The sequence below is a fragment of the Acidimicrobiales bacterium genome (genome assembly GCA_036399815.1).
In the GTDB taxonomy this organism is placed as follows: Bacteria; Actinomycetota; Acidimicrobiia; order Acidimicrobiales; family DASWMK01; genus DASWMK01.
The window spans coordinates 1-20,284 of sequence record DASWMK010000158.1 but is presented as its reverse complement, the minus strand read 5'-3'; the positions used below and the strand labels follow the sequence as shown (position 1 = coordinate 20,284).

20 protein-coding genes, 1 tRNA gene and 2 pseudogenes are annotated in these 20,284 nt (G+C 73.3%); 12 read left to right on the top strand and 11 right to left on the bottom strand.

What is annotated here, in order from left to right; genetic code table 11:
- The 4 genes from VGB14_11375 to VGB14_11360 form a co-directional block, all read left to right on the top strand.
- The coding region (locus VGB14_11375; GenBank protein HEX9993517.1) for a hypothetical protein at positions 1 to 229 on the top strand (229 nt) is incomplete at its 5' end.
- 99 nt (positions 230 to 328) lie between these two features.
- Complete coding sequence (locus VGB14_11370) at positions 329 to 1,606, top strand: sensor domain-containing diguanylate cyclase (protein ID HEX9993516.1); 1,278 nt, start codon at positions 329 to 331, stop codon at positions 1,604 to 1,606.
- A tRNA-Ala gene (locus tag VGB14_11365) sits at positions 1,597 to 1,670 on the top strand. The genes VGB14_11370 and VGB14_11365 overlap by 10 nt, the downstream gene beginning before the upstream one ends.
- 1,219 nt (positions 1,671 to 2,889) lie before the next feature.
- Positions 2,890 to 3,198, top strand: a complete 309-nt coding sequence (locus VGB14_11360) for a DUF3892 domain-containing protein (GenBank protein HEX9993515.1) — start codon at positions 2,890 to 2,892, stop codon at positions 3,196 to 3,198.
- Positions 3,199 to 3,236: 38 nt separating this feature from the next.
- Here VGB14_11360 and VGB14_11355 read toward each other — a convergent pair whose 3' ends face one another.
- From VGB14_11355 to VGB14_11345, 3 genes are all read right to left on the bottom strand, one after another.
- Positions 3,237 to 3,638, bottom strand: a complete 402-nt coding sequence (locus VGB14_11355) for a helix-turn-helix domain-containing protein (protein ID HEX9993514.1) — start codon at positions 3,636 to 3,638, stop codon at positions 3,237 to 3,239.
- Between the two features lie 130 nt (positions 3,639 to 3,768).
- Positions 3,769 to 4,752: a site-specific DNA-methyltransferase gene (locus VGB14_11350; protein HEX9993513.1), complete on the bottom strand. Its 984-nt coding sequence runs from the start codon at positions 4,750 to 4,752 to the stop codon at positions 3,769 to 3,771.
- An 88-nt stretch (positions 4,753 to 4,840) separates the two neighbouring features.
- The gene (locus tag VGB14_11345) at positions 4,841 to 5,623 is read right to left on the bottom strand and encodes a VOC family protein (protein HEX9993512.1); all 783 of its coding nucleotides are present in this window, start codon (positions 5,621 to 5,623) and stop codon (positions 4,841 to 4,843) included.
- A 184-nt stretch (positions 5,624 to 5,807) separates the two neighbouring features.
- Between VGB14_11345 and VGB14_11340 the strand changes: the two genes are divergently transcribed.
- On the top strand, positions 5,808 to 6,530 hold the full coding sequence (locus VGB14_11340; GenBank protein HEX9993511.1) for a hypothetical protein: 723 nt from the start codon (positions 5,808 to 5,810) through the stop codon (positions 6,528 to 6,530).
- 52 nt (positions 6,531 to 6,582) lie between these two features.
- On the opposite strand, the gene nudC is transcribed toward VGB14_11340, so the two are convergent.
- Together nudC and pyrE are read right to left on the bottom strand one after the other, a co-directional pair.
- Positions 6,583 to 7,344, bottom strand: a complete 762-nt coding sequence (gene nudC / locus VGB14_11335; protein ID HEX9993510.1) for an NAD(+) diphosphatase — start codon at positions 7,342 to 7,344, stop codon at positions 6,583 to 6,585.
- A 17-nt stretch (positions 7,345 to 7,361) separates the two neighbouring features.
- Complete coding sequence (gene pyrE / locus VGB14_11330; protein HEX9993509.1) at positions 7,362 to 7,892, bottom strand: orotate phosphoribosyltransferase; 531 nt, start codon at positions 7,890 to 7,892, stop codon at positions 7,362 to 7,364.
- Positions 7,893 to 8,193: 301 nt separating this feature from the next.
- On the opposite strand from pyrE, the gene coxB reads away from it, so the two are divergent.
- From coxB to VGB14_11315, 3 genes are read left to right on the top strand one after another with little or no spacing between them, the layout of a single operon-like run.
- A complete protein-coding gene (gene coxB, locus VGB14_11325) occupies positions 8,194 to 8,934 on the top strand; it encodes a cytochrome c oxidase subunit II (GenBank protein ID HEX9993508.1) in 741 nt (246 codons plus the stop codon).
- The gene (gene ctaD, locus VGB14_11320; protein HEX9993507.1) at positions 8,931 to 10,625 is read left to right on the top strand and encodes a cytochrome c oxidase subunit I; all 1,695 of its coding nucleotides are present in this window, start codon (positions 8,931 to 8,933) and stop codon (positions 10,623 to 10,625) included. Before coxB ends, ctaD begins: the two co-directional genes overlap by 4 nt.
- Positions 10,622 to 11,053: a cytochrome c oxidase subunit 4 gene (locus tag VGB14_11315; GenBank protein ID HEX9993506.1), complete on the top strand. Its 432-nt coding sequence runs from the start codon at positions 10,622 to 10,624 to the stop codon at positions 11,051 to 11,053. Before ctaD ends, VGB14_11315 begins: the two co-directional genes overlap by 4 nt.
- On the opposite strand, the gene VGB14_11310 is transcribed toward VGB14_11315, so the two are convergent.
- From VGB14_11310 to VGB14_11295, 4 genes are read right to left on the bottom strand one after another with little or no spacing between them, the layout of a single operon-like run.
- Positions 10,983 to 12,428 (bottom strand): ubiquinol-cytochrome c reductase cytochrome b subunit, encoded by a 1,446-nt coding sequence (locus VGB14_11310; protein ID HEX9993505.1) that lies wholly within the window; start codon positions 12,426 to 12,428, stop codon positions 10,983 to 10,985. The two genes, VGB14_11315 and VGB14_11310, sit on opposite strands and share 71 nt — an antisense overlap.
- A gap of 7 nt (positions 12,429 to 12,435) precedes the next feature.
- Positions 12,436 to 13,299, bottom strand: a complete 864-nt coding sequence (locus VGB14_11305; protein HEX9993504.1) for a Rieske 2Fe-2S domain-containing protein — start codon at positions 13,297 to 13,299, stop codon at positions 12,436 to 12,438.
- Positions 13,296 to 14,054, bottom strand: coding sequence for a c-type cytochrome (locus VGB14_11300; GenBank protein ID HEX9993503.1), 759 nt, complete (start codon positions 14,052 to 14,054; stop codon positions 13,296 to 13,298). The genes VGB14_11305 and VGB14_11300 overlap by 4 nt, the downstream gene beginning before the upstream one ends.
- Positions 14,051 to 14,623 carry a cytochrome c oxidase subunit 3 gene (locus tag VGB14_11295; GenBank protein HEX9993502.1) on the bottom strand — a complete coding sequence of 191 codons (573 nt, stop codon included), beginning with the start codon at positions 14,621 to 14,623 and terminating at the stop codon, positions 14,051 to 14,053. The genes VGB14_11300 and VGB14_11295 overlap by 4 nt, the downstream gene beginning before the upstream one ends.
- Before the next feature lie 61 nt (positions 14,624 to 14,684).
- Here VGB14_11295 and VGB14_11290 point away from each other — a divergent pair, with 61 nt between their 5' ends.
- From VGB14_11290 to VGB14_11275, 4 genes and pseudogenes are all read left to right on the top strand, one after another.
- Positions 14,685 to 15,482: a cytochrome c oxidase assembly protein gene (locus VGB14_11290; GenBank protein ID HEX9993501.1), complete on the top strand. Its 798-nt coding sequence runs from the start codon at positions 14,685 to 14,687 to the stop codon at positions 15,480 to 15,482.
- 25 nt (positions 15,483 to 15,507) lie between these two features.
- A pseudogene (locus tag VGB14_11285) lies at positions 15,508 to 15,951 on the top strand (choice-of-anchor U domain-containing protein).
- Between the two features lie 396 nt (positions 15,952 to 16,347).
- A pseudogene (locus VGB14_11280) lies at positions 16,348 to 16,452 on the top strand (thrombospondin type 3 repeat-containing protein).
- The gene (locus VGB14_11275; GenBank protein ID HEX9993500.1) at positions 16,453 to 18,201 is read left to right on the top strand and encodes a S8 family serine peptidase; all 1,749 of its coding nucleotides are present in this window, start codon (positions 16,453 to 16,455) and stop codon (positions 18,199 to 18,201) included. It begins immediately after the preceding pseudogene.
- Here the strand turns inward: VGB14_11275 and VGB14_11270 are convergent.
- Together VGB14_11270 and VGB14_11265 are read right to left on the bottom strand one after the other, a co-directional pair.
- Complete coding sequence (locus VGB14_11270; GenBank protein ID HEX9993499.1) at positions 18,191 to 19,354, bottom strand: ABC transporter permease; 1,164 nt, start codon at positions 19,352 to 19,354, stop codon at positions 18,191 to 18,193. The genes VGB14_11275 and VGB14_11270 overlap by 11 nt on opposite strands.
- The coding region (locus tag VGB14_11265) for an ABC transporter permease (GenBank protein ID HEX9993498.1) at positions 19,351 to 20,284 on the bottom strand (934 nt) is incomplete at its 5' end. The genes VGB14_11270 and VGB14_11265, both read right to left, overlap by 4 nt.

Sequence of the window (20,284 nt, the reverse complement as noted above, 5' to 3'; positions counted from 1 at the left end):
CGCGGTCACCGCCGCCGCGCTCGTCGCGGCTGGCACGTGGGTCGCCGGCGACAGCGAATGGGCCGACGACCGCTGCTGGGAGGCGCTGCTCGCCGGGGTCGCGAACGAGTCGACCGTCGCCGGGACGTCGGCACATGCCGACGGGTGGTCCTGGCACCCGGTGGGGACGCGGTGCGTGGTCGTCGACGATGCCGGAGTGTCGAGGACCGGCATCGTGGGACTTTGGTAATTTCCTGATGGTCTCGCCCGCTTTCGGCTCAAGCTCGTCCGCTTCGCGCCGATCCTTCTGTCCATGACGAGCCCGTCAGGCGGGTCGGAGCTACTCTCCGTGATCGAGAGCCTCCCGGATGCGGTCACGCTGTCGACCGCCGTCCGGGACGACGCCGGCCGGGCCGTCGACATGCGCCTCGAGTACATGAACGCGAGGGCTCGCGCCGGCCAGCCCGACCCGGACGCGGCCATCGGCCGACTGTGCAGCGAGCTGTGGCCCGGACTGGTCGAGAACGGCGCGTTCGCCCGGTGCATGGAGGTGCTCGACACCGGGGAGCCGGCGGCGGGCGTGTTCGAGTGGACGGAGTCCGACACCTACGAGCCCGCCGGCTACGACTACCGGGCCGTCCGGGTCGGGTCCGACACGCTCGTGTGGGTGCTGCGGGACAACACCGAGGCGCTGCGGGCGGCGTGGCGCCTGGCCGAGAGCGAGCGGCTGAACCGGACGGTCCTCGCCGCCCTCGAGGAGGGCGTGGTCGTCCACGGGCCGAACCTGGAGCTCCTGTCGGCCAACGCCGCCGCCGAGCGGCTGTTCGGGGCGACCGCCGACGAGCTGGCGTCCGGGTCGCGGATCTGGGCCCTCCTCGACACCCGCCGGGTGCCCCTGCCGGCCGGCGGGCGCCCGCCCGAGATCGCGCTGGCGACGGGCGAGCCCCAGGTCGGCGTGATCGTCGGCGTGCGGCACCGTCGGGCGGCGATGACCTGGCTGTCGATGAACTCGCTGCCGCTCTTCCACCCGGGCGAGGACCGGCCCCACGCGGTGGTCACGTCGTTCATCGACGTGACCGAGCGCCGGGCCAGCGAGGCGGCCCTCACCCGCAAGGCGCACTACGACGAGCTGACCGGCGCCGCCAACCGGGCGCTGCTCGGCCTCCGGCTGGCCGCCGCCCTCGACAAGCTCGACCCGTCCGGCGACGGCAACCAGGTCGTCCTGTTCTACGTCGACGTCGACGGCTTCAAGGCCATCAACGACACGCTCGGCCATGGCGTCGGCGACCAGGTCCTCCGCCAGGTCGCCGAGCGACTGGCCGCCGCCGTGCGGGACGACGACGTCGTGGCCCGGCTGGGCGGCGACGAGTTCGTGGTGCTGTGCGCCGGGATCGCGCCGGACGCCGTCGGCCGGGTGAGGGCGCGGGTCGAGCGGGACCTCGCCGCCCCCGTTCGGGCCCGGTCGGCGGAAGGCACGTCGCTCGTCATCCCGCTCCACGCCAGCATCGGCGTCGCCGTGGCCAAACCCGGCCAGGACGCCGACGACCTGGTCGCCGAGGCCGACCGGGCGATGTACCTCCTCAAGCGCACCCCCCGCCCGGTACCATCGTCCGCCCCGGGGACGTAGCTCAGCTGGCTAGAGCGCCTGCTTTGCAAGCAGGAGGTCGTGGGTTCGACTCCCATCGTCTCCACCGGTCGAGTCCGGGTCCAAGTGGTTGCGAAGTCGTCGAAGTCCGTGGTGACACTCATGTGACCTACGTAGGAACATCTGAGCGGCATCTTCCACCACGCTTGATGACGCAACAACATTTCTTCTGCGGGGGCGCTGCGCGAAGGCGGGACGTTTAGTGGCGCCATACTGCGACCGGTGGAGACCTCGATCTGGGTGCCGGCTGCTGTGGCCCTCGTCGTGGGCGTCGCGACTGTCCTGGCGACGCGCAGGTGGGGGACGAGGAGGCGGAAGTTGCTGTTCCGCTATCAGTCGGCGCCCCTCCTGCCCACGGACTCCAGGCCGGGCCTCTTGGAGGTGACGTTCAGGGACATCCCCGTCCCCAACCCGCACCTCGTCACGGTCCGTCTACAGAACGTCGGGCCGTCGGATGTCGCTACACATCACTTCGACGGAGGCGAGCCAGTCCGTGTCGATTTGCACTGCAAGTTCTTTGGTGTGACGTCGACGACGCATCCGAGCGTAACCGTATCTCGGCCATCGGCAGCGACGGCTGGATCGAGATGAGGCCGACGCTGCTGCGCCGCGGCGACGAGTGGGCGGTGGAAGCTGTCGTTGAGGGCGACCCTGCTCCCACTTTGCGCTCTTCTCTCGTTGATACCGACGTCGACGAACGCGGCAACGCGAGAGATCAATTGGCCGAGTTCCTTTCAGGAATCGTCCTCACGGGACCCTTTGGCATCACGATCCGGCTTCCCAGGTAGGCTCGAGGTCGAGTTCCCCTGGCGTGTGGGCCTGCTCGGACACCGAAGCGCTAGTCGCGCGTCGCATGGTGGCGGGACTGAAGTAGGTCGTCTCCGACGTCATCTCACGCTGCCTCGCTGATGCGATCGAATCGTGGAACGCCGATCACGGTTGCGTCGCAGCCAAGACCTGGTGTCGACGAGTGAGGTGGCAGCCTTGATGCCGCCAAGGCCCATGAGGACCTAGCGCCTTCAAGGTGCGCCAGGCGTCAATCGATCCTGGGGCGGCGTCGCTAAGTCCTGGACAACCGAGGACCACTCGCGCGCGGGGCGCGCGCGAGTGGTCCCCCACTTCGTCACACGCCTCTGGGACGATGTGGGCGGGGGGACCCGCGAACCGGATCCCCTCGCCACAACCAACGGAGCCGGATCGACCCTCGCTGGCCTTGGAACTCTCATCTTGGGTCGGGATGGCTCCCCGAGCAATACGGAGTGTCCATGTCGAGCCGAGTCACCACCATCACCGTCCAGATCCGGTGCATCAACAAGACGGACCGGCTGGACCCGGCCGAACGCATCAAGGCGGTCGGCGGAGTCAACAGCGACGGCACCCGCTGGAAGCTGTCCCTCGACGACGCCATCCGCGGCGTGGAGACGGGCAGGTATCACTTCTACGTCGAGCGGCCGGCGGGCCACCGCGTCTGGGTCATCGTCGCCGTGAGCGCCGCTGGCAGGAAGTACCTCAAGACTGCGAACGACGGCGAGCAGCCGAACAACCTGTTGTCTCTGCCGGAATGTGTCGGGTGAGCGCAGGGCGGGTGAGCGCCGGGCGGCACGCCCGGCGCTCACCCGCTCATCGACACCTCCCACTCCCCGTCGGGTCGCCGCCGGACCTGGCCACTGTGCTCAAGCAGCCGGAGGTGCTTGCGAACGTTCCCCTCGTGCAGATCGAGGAGCGGAGCGAGCTCAGCGGCTGAGGCGCTGCCAAATTCCTCCAGGAGCTTCAGTAGGGCGGGCGCGGAGGTCGGGAGGCCGCGGGGCCGACGCGCCGGAGCATTCGGCGGCTTCACATAGGTGGAGGCGAACTGCTCCAAGGCCTTGCGGTCGATCCGCCAGTGCGCACCCTCGCGATGGGCAGGAAGCCGACCCGAGCGGACCATATCGTTCACCGTCGCTCGATGAACGCCAAGGCGATCCGCCGCTTCGGGGAGCCCGACCGTCGCGTGTTCGGTCTCGATCGCCGTCATGCCTCCATCCTCACCCCAGCACGCACGCGAGTGGTGGATGGTGCGGTCGTCGGGCAACTGCCCGTCGACGACAACATCGCAACCGTCCCATCGTCTCCACCGGTCGAGGCGGCCGTGGCCGTCGGCGTGGCTACGGGTCGGGGACGGCGGGGATCCTCACGGGCGGCTGCCAGTCCCGGGCCTGCTCTTCGGCGACGCGGGCTCGGGCTCGTTCGACGTAGGACTCGTCGGTGTCGTAGCCGATCCAGTGGCGGCGGGTCCGCACGGCGGCGACGGCCGTGGTGCCCGAGCCCATGAACGGGTCGAGGACGACGTCCTCCTCGTAGGTGTACAGCTGGATCAGCCGCTGGGGCAGGGCGACGGGGAACGGCGCCGGGTGGCCGACCCGGCGGGCGCTCTCGGGCGGGATCTCCCACACGTCGGTCGTCGCCTCCAGGAACTCGTCCTTGGTGATCGTCGCCGTCGACGGCAGCCCCCGCTCGGAGCGCTGCCGGGCCGTCAGGGCGCGGTCGAAGCGGCCCTTGCTGGCGATCACGATCCGCTCGGTCACGTCCCGCAGCACCGGGTTGCCCGGGCGCTGGAACGTCCCCCACGCGCACGAGCCGCCGGCGGCCCGGCCCTTCACCCAGATCACCTCGCCCCGCAGGAGCAGGCCGAGGTGCTGGAGGAGGTCGATGACGTCGGCCGACAGCGACCGGTACGGGCGCCGGCCGAGGTTGGCGACGTTGACGGCGATGCGCCCGCCCGGCTCGAGCACCCGCTTGCACTCGGCGAAGACGGCCTCCAGCAGCTCCAGGTACTCGACGTAGTTGGCCGGCACGCCGTTCTCGCCCAGCGCGGCCTCGTACTCCTTGCCCGCGAAGTAGGGCGGCGACGTCACCACGAGCGCCACCGACGACGACTCGACGGCGCCCATGTCCCTGGCGTCGGCGCAGTGGATGACGTCGACCTGCGACGGCCGGACGACCGTGGCGTCGGTCGACACCTCCGGCGCCACGAACCGCTCGTAGAAGGCCGACGCGTCGTGGCTCTCGCGGCGCGACGACCCGAACCGGGCCGTGGCCGTCGGCCGGCGCACCCGGGCGCCGCGGCCGTTGGTGGACGGCGCGCTCATGTGCCCGCCCGCGACGCGCGAGCGGAGGTCGGCCGGGCCATGCGCCGACACCGTATCGACCGCCGGCGCCCGGCCGGCGGACTCGCCGCTACTGGTCGGAGGCGGGGAACTGGAGGACGTTGAACGCCGCGCCGTGGGGGTCGGCGAGCGCCGCCATGCGGCCCACGTCGGGGATGTCCATCGGCCCGGCCGTCACGCTGCCGCCGAGCTCCTGGACCTTCGCCATCGTGGCGTCGGTGTCGTCCACGGCGAAGTACACCCCCCAGTGGGGCGGGACCTGGTCGGGCAGCTGCCCGGTCATGTCCATCATCCCGGCGATGCCCCGGTCGCCGAGCATGACGACCGTGTAGTCCATGGGGCCCATCGACTGGGTGTTGAACTCCCAGCCGAACACCGCGCCGTAGAACGTCTTCGCGCCCTCGACGTCCCGGGTCAGCAGCTCGTTCCAGCACAGCGACCCGGGCTCGTTCACGAGGCCGGCGCCCTTGTGGTTCCGCGGCTGCCACACGCCGAACACGGCGCCGCCGGGGTCGGCGAAGATCGCCAGCCGCCCCTCCTGCATGATGTCCATCGGCTCCATCACGACGGCGCCCCCGGCGTCCCGGACGGCGGCGGCGGTGGCGTCGGCGTCGGCGGTGCTCACGTAGGTCGCCCACGCCGGCGGCTGGCCCTCGGCCATGATCGGGCCGATGCCGGCCACGTTGTGGCCCCGGAGGGTCATCATCACGTACCCGCCGGCCTCGGGCTCGGGCGACGGGTGGGCCTGCCAGCCGAGGAGCTCGCCGTAGAACCGGGCGGCGGCGTCGGGGTCGGGAGCGGACAGGTCGACCCACGACGGCGTCCCGGGTTGGTACTCGGTCATCTCGGCCATGTCACCCTCCTCGCATGCGGTCAGGCGACAGTAGCGAGCGCGCAGTATCGTCGCCGCCAGTGCGCGTCGGGGCGCCTCTCGTCCGCGGCAAGAGCCGAGCTCACCCGACACCGTCCCCCTGCCACGGTCGATCTCCTTCCGGCCGGCTCAGCGGACGCGGCCAGCACGCGACAGGAGGTCGCCCGTGTCCGAGCTCCCGCTCCATCCGAACATCTCCCAGCTCAAGCGCCGGGCCAAGGACCTGAAGCAGGCGGTCAGGGCCGGCGAGGCCGACGCCGTCGAGCGGGCAAGGACCCACCACCCCGACCTCGACCCGGCCGCGTTCGGCGTCCGCGACGCCCAGCTCGTCATCGCCAGGGAGCACGGCTTCGACGGCTGGCACGCCCTCCTCGAGGAGGTGGGCGAGCGGATGGTCGACGAGCGGGACGTGCACCGGTGGTTCGCCGTCCACCTCAACAACGCCACCTGGGGCGCGCTCGACGCCGGGGAGGTGGACGCCGACGCGCCGGCCCACCTCCGCGAGGGCCTCCTGTACGGCGCCTACGCCAGCGCCTACCACTGGCTGCAGGTGGGCACCCCGATCCACCAGGCCAGGGCCGAGCACCTGGTCGCGCGGACGGCGCTGCGGGTCGGCCAGCCCGATGTCGCCCTCCACCACGCCCGGCGTTGCCTCGAGCTGGTCGAGGCCCACCCCGACCTCGCCGAGGACTGGGACGTCGCCTTCGCCCACGAGGCGCTGGCCCGCGCCCTGGCCGCGACCGGCGACGCGGAGGGCGCCCGCCGTCACCTGGCCGAGGCCGAGCGCCTGGGCGCGGCCATCGCCGACCGCGAGGACCGGGACGTGTTCCTCGGCGAGCTCGGGAAGGGCGAGTGGTTCGGGCTGCGGGACGAGCGGGCGACGGCCTGACGGACGAAGGCGCCGGCGCGGGCGCGCGGTCGCCGACGCGAGACGGGCCGGGTCAGGGACGGACGCCCCGGGCGGCGAGCCAGGCGTCGACCAGCGCCCTGGCGATGCTCAGCCGGGACGGCAGCGGGGGGAGGTCGTCGACGCCGAACCAGCCGGCGTCGACGATCTCGGTCCCGTCGGGCGTCAGCTCGCCGCCGGCCCACCGGGCGGTGAACCCGATCATCAGTGAGTGGGGGAACGGCCAGGGCTGGCTGCCGAAGTAGCGGACGTCGGCGACGTCGACCCCGACCTCCTCGGCCACCTCGCGGTGGACGGCTTCCTCCAGGGTCTCGCCCGGCTCCACGAACCCGGCGAGGCAGGAGTACATCCGGGTGGGGAACCCCCGGCCCCTGGCCAGCAGCATCCGGTCGTCCCGCTCGATCAGCACGATGACCGCAGGGGCCAGCCGGGGGAAGGCGAGCAGCCCGCAGGCCGGGCACCGCCTGGCCCGCTCGCCGGGCACCGCCTCGGTGGCCGTCCCGCACCGGCCGCAGAACCGGGTCGTCCGTGCCCACTCGACGAGCTGGACGGCCCGGCCGGCCATCGCCCACACGGGCCGGTCGACCTGCGCGTACAGGTCACGAAGGCCGACGGCGCCGGCGAGGCCGCCGGCGTCGACCGCGTCGACGGCCCAGCAGGCGACGCCGTCGATCGAGCCGAGGTAGAGCGCGCCGTCGTCGCCCGGGCCGGCGTCCCGCAGCGCCACCCCGCCGTCGCCGACCACGAAGCACCGCCCCCCGGCCGTCGCGCCCGGCGGCGGCTCGGTGGCGAGCACGACCCGCGCCGCGCTGCTCAGGCGGCCGCCGCCTCGAGGTCGGCCATCGTGAACAGGGCCCGCAGGGGCAGGCCGGCGTCGGCCAGCGCGGCCGGGCCGCCCTGCTGGCGGTCGACCACGCACACGACGGCCGCCACCGTCGCGCCCCGGCCGACCAGGTCCCGGCACGAGGCGATCACCTGCCCGCCGCTCGTCACCACGTCCTCCACGACGGCCAGCCGCAGCCCGTCGACCTCGCCGCCCTCGGCCAGCCGGGCCGTGCCGTAGGCCTTGGCCTCCTTGCGCACGAACCGGGACGGCAGGCCCGTCACCTGCGACAGCATGGTCACGAGCGGGATGCCGCCGAGCTCCAGGCCGGCCAGCGCGTCCACCCCGTCCGGCACGAGCGGCGCCATGGCCGAGGCCACGTCCCGCAGCAGCGCCGGGTCGGCCTCGAACAGGTACTTGTCGAAGTACACGTCGCTGACCCGACCGGAGCGCAGGGTGAACGACCCCCGCAGCAGGCACCGCTCGTGGAGGCGGCGGGCGAGGCCGGCGTTCCCGTCCATCGACCGGCGAGGGTAGAGGACGGCGCCGGCCGGCGAGGACGACGGGGACGACCGGCCGCCCCCCGCCCGGCCGCCGCCCGACCGGAGGATCGCCGGGCCGCCGTCGGGTAGAGCGGGCGGCATGCCGACGCGACCGAGCAGGGGCGACGAGGGCCCGTCCGACACCGGGAGCAGCGGCCGGGGCAACCAGGAGGCGACGTTCGGTCGGGCGTCTCGCCCGAGGTGGAATCCGGCGCCTCCGGGTAGCGGGCCCGCCGACCCCTCGCGCTAGGTTCGCCCCACCCGGGCCAGGAGGCAGCGCGTGAGCGGACGTCGGGGACGAGGTGGGCGGCGGTGGCTCCCCGCCGTCGCCGCCGTGGCCCTCGCCGCCGCCCTCGCCGGCTGCTCGTCCCGCTTCGGCATGCCCGAGCCGAAGTCCGAGGAGGGCGAGACCATCCTCGACGTCTGGCGGGGCATGTTCTGGGCGGCCATGGCCGTCGGCGGGATCGTGTGGGCGCTGATCTTCTGGTCGATCGTCCGCTACCGCCGCCGCACCGACGACCTGCCCACCCAGGTCGCCCACAACGTGCGCGTCGAGGCCGTCTACTCGGTCGTCCCGATCCTGATCGTCGCCGCCATCTTCTTCGTCACCGTCCGCACCGAGGGCGACGTGAGCGACGTCAGCGGGGAGCCGGCCGTCGACGTGCTCGTCGAGGGCTTCCAGTGGCAGTGGCAGTTCACCTACGTCGACGAGGGCGTCGTCGTCACCGGCACGCCCGACGACGTGCCCGAGCTGGTCCTGCCCGTCGGCGTGCCCAGCCGGCTGGAGCTGGTGGCGGTCGACGTCAACCACAGCTTCTGGGTCCCGAACTTCCTCGAGAAGCGGGACCTCATCCAAGGGGTCGACAACGAGATCGAGGTGACCCCCACCGAGGTGGGCGAGTACCGCGGCCGCTGCGCCGAGTTCTGCGGGCTCGACCACTGGCGCATGAGCTTCGCCGTCCGGGTGGTCAGCGAGGAGGACTTCGCGGCCTGGCTCGACGAGCAGCGGGCCGCGGCATGACCCTCGTCGCCGACCGGCCCGACCTCGCCGACCAGCCGCCCGAGCCTGGCCCCGTCCAGCCGGCCGGCGGCCTCCTCGGCTGGCTCACGACGACCGACCACAAGCGCATCGGCGTGTCGTACATGGTGACGTCGTTCGCCTTCTTCCTGATCGGCGGCGCGCTCGCGCTCGTCATGCGCACCGAGCTGGCCGAGCCCGGCCTCCAGGTCGTGAGCCTGGAGCGCTACAACGAGCTGTTCACGATGCACGGCAGCATCATGCTGTTCCTGTTCCTCGGGCCGTTCGCCTTCGGCCTCGCGAACTACTTCGTGCCCCTGCACATCGGCGCGCCGGACATGGCCTTCCCCCGGCTGAACGCCGTGTCCTACTGGTTCTTCCTGTTCGGCGGCATCACGATGCTGGCCGGGTTCGTGCCCACCAACGGCGCCGCCGACTTCGGCTGGACGGGCTACGCGCCGCTGTCGAGCCTCGTCCGCTCGCCGTCGGTCGGCGGCGACCTGTGGGTGATGGCCATCGCCCTCACCGGCGTGTCCGGCGTGCTGACCGCGGTCAACATCGTCGCCACCGTCATCACCCTCAGGGCTCCCGGCATGTCGATGTTCCGCATGCCGGTGTTCACCTGGAACATGCTCGTCGTCAGCATCCTCGTGCTGATCGCCTTCCCGATGCTGACGGCGGCGGCCGCCATGCTCTTCGCCGACCGCCGCCTGGGCGCCCACATCTACGACGCCACCGCCGGCGGCTCGCCGCTGCTGTGGCAGCACCTGTTCTGGTTCTTCGGCCACCCCGAGGTGTACATCCTCGTGCTGCCCTACTTCGGGGTGATCACGGAGGTCCTCGCCGTGTTCTCGTGGCGGCCGGTGTTCGGCTACCGGGGCATCGTGTTCGCCACGTTCGCCATCGCCTCGCTGTCGGTCGGCGTGTGGGCCCACCACATGTTCACCACCGGCGGGGTGCTGCTCCCGTTCTTCAGCGGCCTGTCGCTGCTGATCGCCGTGCCCACCGGCATCAAGTTCTTCAACTGGATCGGCACCATGTGGTCCGGGCGGCTCACGTTCGAGGCGCCCATGCTGTGCGCGATCTGCTTCCTGCTGCTGTTCCTGCTCGGCGGCCTCACCGGCGTGATGCTGGCCTCGCCCACCCTCGACTTCCACCTCCACGACAGCTACTTCGTCGTCGCCCACATGCACTACGTGCTGTTCGGCGGGTCGGTGTTCGCCCTGTTCGCGGGCGTCTACTACTGGTTCCCGAAGATCACCGGGCGCCGCCTGCGGGAGGGCCTGGCCCGCTGGCACATCGCCCTGCTGTTCGTCGGGTTCAACCTGACGTTCTTCGTCCAGCACGTCCTCGGCCTCGTCGGCATGCCGCGCCGGGTGGCCGACTACACCGAGGCCGACGGGTTCACCACGCTCAACCAGATCTCGACGGTGGGCGCGGCGATCACCGGCATCGCCATGCTCCCGTTCCTCTGGAACGTGTGGGTGACCCTGCGCAAGGGCGACCGGGTGGGCGACGACCCCTGGGGCGGGCAGACCCTCGAGTGGGCGACGTCGTCGCCGCCCCCGCCCCACAACTTCGAGGCGCTGCCCCCGATCCGCTCGAACCGGCCGGTGTGGGACCTGCGCCACCCGACGGCGCCCGACGACCGGGCCGGCCCCGAGGACGCCGACGCCGGAGCGGCGGCCCCGTGAGCGCCACGGGTTCGGGATCGCACGCCGCCGGTCGCAGCGGCGCGGGCGGCAGCGTCACGCTCAAGGCCGAGTACCTGATCTTCGGCGGCATCGGCCTCGCCGTGCTGGCCTGGGGGGTCGTCTACTGGCTGACGTCCTACGAGGACGCCGGCACCGTGATGCTGCTCCTCGCCGCCGCCCTGCTCCTGTCGACGGCCGCCTACCTGTTCGTGCAGCACCGCCGGCTCGCCGCCCCCGCCGACGAGGGCGACGAAGCGGTGCTCGAGCCGTGGTTCCCGCACGCCAGCATCTGGCCGTTCGGCATGGGCTTCGCCGGGTTCCTGCTGGCCAACGGGCTCGTGCTCGGCGTGTGGTTCGTCATCCCCGGCGTGCTGGTGCTGGCCGCGTCGACCCTGGGGTACGCACGCGAGAGCCGCCGTCGCCGGTAGTCGACGCGGCCGCCGCGACCGCCGCGGCGGCCGTCGCGTCCGGGCTCGTGCCCCTCGGCGGCGCCACCGGGTGGGCCTCCCGCCGGTCCCTGGCCGACAGCTCCCGGCACAGCCGGTAGGCCAGCCAGGCGGTGACCGGCGGCAGGGTGAACAGCAGCACCCGGAACGTCCAGAACACGGCGTTCACCGACAGGCCGAACGTCACCGACAGCACGTCCGAGGCGCCGGCGAAGAACAGCACCCCGTAGAACGTGATCGTCGCCACCCCGAGCGCGGTCCGCACCGGCCGGTCCCTCGGCCGGTCGAGCACGTGGTGGTGGTCGTGGTCGCCGGTCTTGCGGGCCTCGATGAACGGCCACATGGCGAGCAGCACGAACGTCACGCCGGCCAGCACGACGCCGGGGAAGAACGGGTTCGGGACCTCGAAGCCGAACGCCCGCACCTCCCAGCCCGGGAACAGCCGCAGGGCGCCGTCGAGCCAGCCCATGTACCAGTCGGGCTGGGACGCGGAGCTGACCTCGGCCGGGTCGAACGGCCCGTACAACCAGATGGGGTTGATCTGGGCGAGCCCGCCGAGCACGCAGAGCGTCGCCGTCGTGAGCAGGAACAGGCCGAGCGCCTTGAACGCGTAGAACGGCCAGAACCGCTCGCCGACCACGTTGTCCTCCCTGGCCCGCCGGCTGCCGAAGTGGGTGTGCTTCTGGCGGATGATCAGGGCGAGGTGGGCGAGGATGGCGACGGCGATGACGGCCGGGAGGATCAGGATGTGCAGGACGTACATCCGGGCGATCACGTCCGGCCCCGGGAACTCGCCGCCGAAGAACAGCGAGGCGATCCACGTGCCGGCGAGCGGGATCGACAGCACGATCGAGTAGGCGATGCGCAGGCCCGTGCCCGACAGCTGGTCGTCGACGAGCGAGTAGCCGGCGAAGCCGTTGGCGATGATCAGGATCAGCAGGACCACGCCGATGACCCAGTTGATCTCCCTGGGCTTGCGGAACGCGCCGGTGAAGAACACCCGCATGAGGTGGACGGCCGTGCCGGCCACGAACAGCAGTGCCGCCCAGTGGTGGATCTGGCGCATGAGCATCCCGGCCCGGACGTCGAAGCTGAGCTCCAGCGCCGACCGGTAGGCGTCGGTCATCGGCACGCCCCGCAGCGGCGTGAACGACCCCTGGTACACGGTCTCGGTCTGGCTCGGGTCGAAGAAGAACGTGAGGTAGACGCCGGTGAGGACGAGGATCAGGAAGCAGTAGAGGCCGATCTCGCCCAACATGAACGACCAGTGGTCCGGGAACACCTTGGCCAGCGCGGTGCGGGTGAACTGGGCGGCGCCGAAGCGCTCGTCCACCCACCGCAGGATGCGTCGGGTCATCACCGGCTCAGTCCCTCCCCCGGTCCCAGAACCCCGGCCCGACCGGCGCCGAGAAGTCGCCCGTGGCCTCCAGCTCGCCGGCCTCGTTCACCCGGATGGGCAGCTGGGGGAGCGGGCGGGCGGCCGGCCCGAAGATGGGCTCGGCGGCCCGCAGCACGTCGAAGGTCGACTGGTGGCACGGGCACAGCAGCAGGTGCTCGTCGGTCTGGTACAGCCCGACCGGGCAGCCCGTGTGGGTGCACAGCTTCGAGTAGGCGAGGATGCCCTCGGGCGCCCAGTCGCTTCGGTTCTCGGGCAGGTCCAGCAGCTCGGGGTCGACCCGCAGGACGAGGGTCGGGGAGTCGCCACGCTCCGTGTGGCCCTCCGGCCAGGCCGTGACCACCGACTCGAGGTTGAGGTCGTCGGCCCGCAGCGGGGTGCCGTCCTCGCGTACGAGGCGGACGCCGTCGGTGTAGGGGGTCTGCTTGAGGTCCCGGCCGGGGCGGGGCCCGAGCGAGCGGATCGGGAAGACGAGGGCGACGCCCAGCGCCGCGACCGCGCCGGTCGCCATGCGCACGAGCAGGTGGCGGCGCTGGATGACGCCGCCGGCGTACTCGAAGTCGGCGGCCAGCGCCTCGAACGCGTCCTCGGAGGACGGGGGCGCGTGCCGGTCCTCCTCCACCTCCTCGTCGGGCATGAACGCCTTGGCCCAGATGACGACGCCGAGGCCGATGCCGCCGATGGCCACGCCGAGCAGGAGGCCCTCGAGCTGGGTCTGCCCGCCCCTGATGTAGACGACGGCGAGGCCGAGGGCGGCGAGGATGCTGGCTCCGAAGCACAGCGCCGTCGCCCGCTCGCCGGGCGACGCCTTCGGCCGCCGGGCCCGGGTCACGACGGCCGCCCCTTCCGGCCGATCCAGAAGGCGAGGGCGAGCACCCCGCCGATGCCGAACACCCAGATCACGAACCCCTCGGCCACGGGGCCGACGCCGCCGAGGGACAGCCCGCCCTGGTCGTCCTGGTCGCCGAGGTCGGTGACGTGCTCGACGATGTCGGCGACGTCCTGGTCGCTCAGCACGTCCTCGCCGAAGCGGGGCATCTCGCCGGGGCCGCTGCGGATGGCCGACGCGATCTCGAGCGGCTCCGCCGGGCGCAGGCTGGGCGCCGCCTGCCCGTAGCTGAGCGGGCCGCCGATCCCGCCGGCGCTGTGGCACGGCGCGCAGTTGCCCCGGTACAGCTCCCCGCCGGCCGGCAGGGTGCCCTCCTCGGGCAGGACGGGCAGGGCCGGGCCGTCGCCCAGGGTGCCGACGTAGGCGACGAGCTGGCGGATCTGGTCGTCGTCGTAGGCCGGCTCCTTGCGGACCGCCACCTCCTCGGCGTTGGCCAGCGGCATCCGTCCGGTGCTCAGGTAGTAGTAGGCGAGCGCCTCGCCGGCGTCCTCGAGCGACGGCCCGCGGACGTCGCCGTCCGGCTCGTCCACCCCCCGCCCGTCGGCCCCGTGGCAGCTGGCGCACCCCTCCAGGAACAGCTGGCGGCCGCCCTCGACGTCCTCGGTCACCCGGCCCGTCTGGGCCTCGACGGGCCGGAGGGCCACGAGGCACGACGTGGCCGCCAGGGTGACGAGGGCGGCGGCCAGCGACGGCCTCACCGGACGAGGTAGATCGTCGTGAACATGGCGACCCAGACGACGTCGACGAAGTGCCAGTAGTAGGCGGTCACGCCGACCACGTCGGCCGTCGGGGCCCTCGACCGGCCGGCGACCACGCCCACGGCGACGAGCATCAGCACCACGCCGCCGATCACGTGGAGGCCGTGGAAGCCGGTCATCAGGAAGAAGATGGAGCCGTACGCGTGGCTCTCGATCTGGAAGGTGGCGGCCGCGTACTCGGCGGCCTGGTTGGCGAGGAACAGCACCCCGAGGCCCGCGGTCACGAGCACCCAGCGCACCGCCGCCCGGCGGTCGCCGTGCTCGGCGGCCCGCACGCCGAGGTGCATGGTGAACGACGAGCCGACGAGGACGGCGGTGGCGAGGCCGGTCCGCAGGGTGTCGAGCTCGACGTCGGCGGGCGGCCAGGTGGCGTTGGCCGAGCGGAGGGTGAAGTAGGCGGCGAACAGCCCGGCGAAGAACATCAGCTCCGACGTCAGCCAGACGACGGTCCCCACGCCGAGGATCGACGGTCGCCGCTCGGTGCGCACGCCGGCCGTCGCCGCGGTCATGCGGGTCGGTCTACCACCGGGGCAGGAGCGGAACCCAAGCGGGCCGGTACCGTCGCCGGTGATGCTCGAGGCGCCGGCGCCCGACCCCACCATGCTCGCCGTCACCGCCCTGGCGGCCCTGCTCTACGGGCTCGGCGTGCGCCGCCTCGGGGCGCGGGGGCGGCGGTGGCCGGCGGCCAGGACGGCGGCGTTCGCGGCCGGCCTGCTCGCCCTCACGATCGCCACGTCGTCGGGGCTGGCCAGGGTCGACACCGTGCGGTTCAGCGCCCACGCCGTCCAGCACGTGCTGCTCGGGATGGTCGCCCCGCTGCTCCTCGCCCTCGGCGCCCCCGTCACGCTCGCGCTCCAGGCCGCCGCCCGCCCGACCCGCTCGGCGCTGCTCCGGGTCGTCGACCACCCGGCCGCCGGCGCCCTCACCCATCCCGCCGTCGGCTGGGCGCTGTTCGGCGGCACCCTGTTCGCCCTCTACCTCACGCCCGTGTTCGGGCTGTCGCTGCGCAACGACCTCGTCCACGCCGCCGTCCACCTCCACTTCCTGGCCGCCGGCTGCCTGTTCTTCTGGCCCCTGGTCGGGACCGACCCCGTCCGCCGCCGGCTGCCCCACCCGGCGAGGATGCTGTCGCTGCTGCTGCTCGTGCCCGTCCACGCCGTGCTCGGCCTCGCCCTGCTCGGCCTGTCGGCCCCGCTCGGCGACGGCACCTGGTCCCTCGCCGACCAGCGGGCAGGCGCGGCGGTGCTGTGGGGGACCGGCGACCTGCTCGGGCTCGTGGCCGGCGGCGTCGTGCTGGCCAGGTGGATGGCGGCCGACGACCGGGCCCAGGCCGTGCGCGACCGCCTCGCCGACGCGGGCAGGAGATAGGGGACGGCGCGGCGAAGACGGAGGGATGCGCCGGGCACTCCTCCTCGCGACGCTCGCCGTCGCCCTCATCGTCCCTCAGGCGGCCGCCGCGGAAACCTCCGCGGCGTCCCGCCCCGACGGGGACCGCATCGTCCTGTCCACCCTGGAGGGACCGCTCACGGTCACGACCAGCACGGGCCGGTTCCGGTCGATCCGGCTGGTCGCCCCGCCGGCCGACGCGCCGGCCACCCACGAGTACCCGGTCGGCTTCCTCGGCGTCGAGATCGCCCAGGTGGCGAGGGGCGGCACGGCCACGTTGACCCTGGACGTCCCCGCGTCGGCCGCCGTCGACTCGGTCGTCAAGTGCCTCCCGGCCACCGGCTGCGGGCCGTTCCCGGCGTCGCTCACCGGCACCCGCGTGGCCGTCCGGCTGGTCGACGGCGGGGCCGGCGACGCCGACGGCAGGGCCAACGGCAAGATCGTCGACCCGATCGCCCCGGCCCGCCTGGCCACCCCGGCCTGCCCGCTCGGCCCCGGCGACCACGTCGTCCACCAGTGGAGCGGCACGGTCGGCACGACCGCGCTGGTCGTCACCGGCGCGGCCGACACCGAGGCGTTCTCGGTGCCCGACGGCTGCGAGCCGGCGTCGATGACGGTCCGGGTCCAGTGGACCAACCCGGTCGAGGACCTCGACCTCGCCGTCACCGGCCCCGACGGGCAGACGGCCGTGGCCGAGACCGGCAACACCACGACCGGCACGCCGTCCGAGACGATCACCTACGAGCGCCCGGCGGCCGGCGACTACTCGGCCAGGACCTACGGCTTCCTCAACGTCCAGACCTCCTACACGGGCGTCGCCACCGTCACGATCGCCGAGACGGCCGTGGACGGCGACCTCGACGGGGTCGACGACGCCGCCGACAACTGCGCGGCCGTGTTCAACCCGTCCCAGATCGACACCGACGGCGACGGCGCCGGCGACGCCTGCGACGTGCCGTCGCCCGAGCCCGCCCCCGACGCCACCACGCAGGTCTTCTCGGTCAGCGGGACGAGCGGCGTCACCGTGCAGGCCCCGCCGATCGGCCCCGGCGCCGACTTCCAGGGCGTGGGCCAGACCGTTGGCGGCCAGTTGGAGCACCGCTACGTGCTCACCCTGTCCGACCGCTACGCCGACTACTCGACCCTCGACGTCCGCCTCGCCTGGCCGCAGGCCTTCGTCGACTACTTCACCCTCGACGTGCGGGCCCCGAGCGGCCAGGTGCTGGCCGGCTCGTACGTCAACACGAACTACCAGGAGGTCAGCTTCGTCGACCCCGTCCCCGGCGAGTACACGCTGATCGTCAGGGAGACGAGGACGGCGGGGGCGACGTTCACCCTCACCGGCGCGGTCACCCGCGCCACCCGGGCCGACTACGGGCCGATCCCGCCGATCGCCTCCGGCCCCGGCCGCCCGCGGGTGGTCGTCGCCGTCCTCGACTCGGGCATCAACCCGTACCACGCGGCCTTCTACGCCGGCAGCGTCTACTACCCCGACGGCCATCCCTCGGCCGTCACCCAGGAGGTGCTCGACGAGCTGGGCGTCAAGCCCGAGAACGTGGTCGAGCTGACGAGGACCGGCAACCTGGCCGCCGACCTGGCCGCCGACGCCGCCTTCTGGGACCGGGTCCAGCCCGGCGAGCTGTACCACTTCAGGGGCACGAACATCGTGGCCACGTCCTTCGCCCCGCCCGGCGACGTGGTGCTGCGGCCGGACACGTCGAAGGAGGCCCACGGCGTCGGCACCAGCGCCGCCGTGCTGGCCGCCAACCCCGACGCCGTCCTGCTGTTCGTCGAGCAGGCGTCGGCCCTCGGCAGCGAGGCGTCGCACCGCTTCGCCTTCGAGCACCCGGCCGTCGACGTCGTGTCGACCAGCTACGGCGTGTCGATCCCGAACACCGGCTTCCCGCTCCCCGAGTACCGGGCCTTCGAGCACACCTACGACGGCGTCGTGAACCGCGGCAAGCTGCACTTCAGCTCGGGCGGCAACGGGCCGGGCATGACGCCGCTGCGGGCCGGCGCCGGCCCGTGGTGGAGCATCGGGGTGTCGGGCATCGAGGAGCACTCCTCCGAGGGCGACTCCCTGCTCTCCGGCAACTTCCCGGACTTCGTCTCGGACTTCACCCAGGACCTGCCCTACTGCATGGACTGCGAGGCCGGCTTCACCTCGGTCGGCGGCACCAGCTTCTCGACGCCGCGGGCCGCCGGGGTGGCGTCCCTCGCCCTCCTCGAGGCCAGGCGCGCCCTCGGCCACGCCGGCGGGATCACGACCGTCGACGGCACGCCGGTGATGGCGGCCGGCGACGGCCAGGCCATCACCAACTGGCGCCTCCGCCGGGCGCTGGAGGAGGCCGCCTGGGTGCCCGACAGCCTCGCCTACGACCCGGTGGAGGCCGTGTTCGACCTGGTCGGCCTGCCGATCAACCCGGTCGCCCCGTGGCTCCAGATCGGCTGGGGCGACCTGACCGCCGACCCGGCCAAGGGCGTCATCCCGGCCGCCCTCGCCGACCTGGGCCTGCCCGGGGTGGCGAGGACCAAGGCCCCCGGATTCTGCGAGTTCCAGACGGTGATCGTCACCGAGCGCCAGCTGTACTGGAACGAGATCGCCCCCGTGCTGCCCGACAACCCGATCCTCACCGGCGAGACCCCGCCCGGCGCGCCGGCCGAGGACCCGTTCGTCTACTGCCAGCCGGCTACGTCGTGAGCGCCACCCGCAGCCGCCAGCCGGCGAGGGCCAGCAGCACGGCGGCGTAGCCGCTCAGCACGGCCAGCTCGACGGCGACGGCCCCGAGGCCCTCGCCGTCGAGCACCAGGTCGGTCCAGCCGTCCATGGCCCAGGCGTGGGGGACGGCGTGGCCGATCACCCGCATCACCGGCGGCACGAGGTCGAGCGGCCACATGCAGCCGCCGAGCATGGCCATGCCGATGGCGACGGGGACGGCGATCGACTGGGCGGTGTCGGCCGAGCGGGCCGTCGCGCCGACCAGCAGGCCGACGGCCGTGCTCACCACGGCGAACACGACGGTGAGGAGCACGACGGCGACCGGGTCGCCCCAGTCGACGTCGAACAGCAGGCCGACGGCGAGGATCAGCCCGCCCTGGACCAGCGCGAACGCGAACTTGGCCAGGCCCACGCCGGCGACGATCGTCGACGCCGGGTGGGGGGTGACGAGCAGCCGGCGGGTGATCCCGTTCCGGCGGTCGGTGGCCAGCACGGCCCCGACGGTCAGCGAGTTCACGAACAGGAACAGCACGAGGTTCGACGGCGCCGTGTAGGAGAACGGGCTGAGGTCGCCCCGCCCCGGGTCGCCGATCCGCTCGACGGCGACGGCCACCGGCGCCAGGCCGTCGGCCTCCGCGGCCGCCACGTCGACCAGCGCGGCCCGGTCGCCGCCGGTCGCCTCGGCCGCGAACGTGGCCGCCGCTTGGACCCTGGCCTGCCCGCCGACCGCCCCGGTCACCGCCGAGCGGATGGGCGTGGCCGTCGCCCCGCCGGGGTCGGTGAGGAGGCCGACGGCGGCCGTCGTCCCGCCCTCGAGGGCGGCGCCGTAGCCGGCGGGGACGACGACCCCGCCCTCCACCCGGCCGGTGCGGACGTCGGTGCGCAGGTCGTCCTCGTCGCCGTAGGCGGCGACGTCGAGGGCGGGCGACCGGTCGAGGGCGGCGGCGAGCTCCCGGGACGCCGCGCTCCCGTCGAGGTCGACGACGCCGACGGGCAGGTCGCTCGACACGGCGCCGAACGTCGTGCCGATCACGATCATGATCACGACGGGCAGGACGGCCACGAAGAACGCCGCGGTGCGGTCGCGCACCACCCGCCGCAGCTCGTTGGCGCAGATGGCGAGGACGGCGGTCACGCCCCGAGCCGCCTCGCCAGCAGGTGCACGCCGGCCGCGCCGGTGACGAGCGCGGTCGCGGCCAGGACGGCGACCGCCGGCAGCACGTCGGCCAGGTCGCCCCGCCCCGCCGACAGCTCGGTGAACCCCCGCAGCGCCCACCCGTTGGGCGTCAGCAGCGACAGCCGGCGCAGGGCGTCGGGCAGGGCGCCCGGGGTGATGAAGTTGCCGCCGAGCAGGGCGAGGGTGAACGTGACGACCGCCGTCCACCCCTCGGCCTGGGCGTCGGTCCTGGCCAGGCCGGCGACCAGCGCCCCGATCCCGGCGACGGCGAGCACCGAGGCGACGATCAGCACCAGCACGGCGACCGGGTCGCCCCAGTCGGCACCGAGCGCGAGCCCGGTGACCCCCCACATGACGAGCAAGGTGACGAGGCCGGTCGCGACGACGGCGCCGGACTTGCCGAGCAGCACGGCGGCGAAGGGCACCGGGCTGGTCCGCACCCGGGCGAGGGTCCCCTCCCGCTGCTCGACGAGCAGGCTCCTCGCCCCCTGCCCGACGCTCAGGAACAGGAAGAGGATGGCCATCGACGGGCCGAAGTAGGCGGCCGGGTCGAAGCCGCCGTCGAACCCCGCGTCGGCCACCTCGACGGGCAGGCGGACGGCGGCGGCGCGGGCGGCCAGCGCGGCGAGGTCGTCGGCGGCGCCGGGGTCGGCGGCGATCGCCGTCCGCACGCCGAGCCGCGCCGCGTCCACCTGCGCGGCGAACCCCTCGGCCACGGCGGTGGCGATCGCCTCGCCGATGCGCTGCTCGGCGTCGGCCACCACCCGCAGGGAGAGCGGCCGGTCGCCGGCCAGCGAGTCGCCGAACCCGGCGGGGACCACCAGAGCGGCGGCGGCGTCGCCGTCCTCCACGGCCCCGGCCGCGGCGGCCGCCGACCCGGCCGCCGCG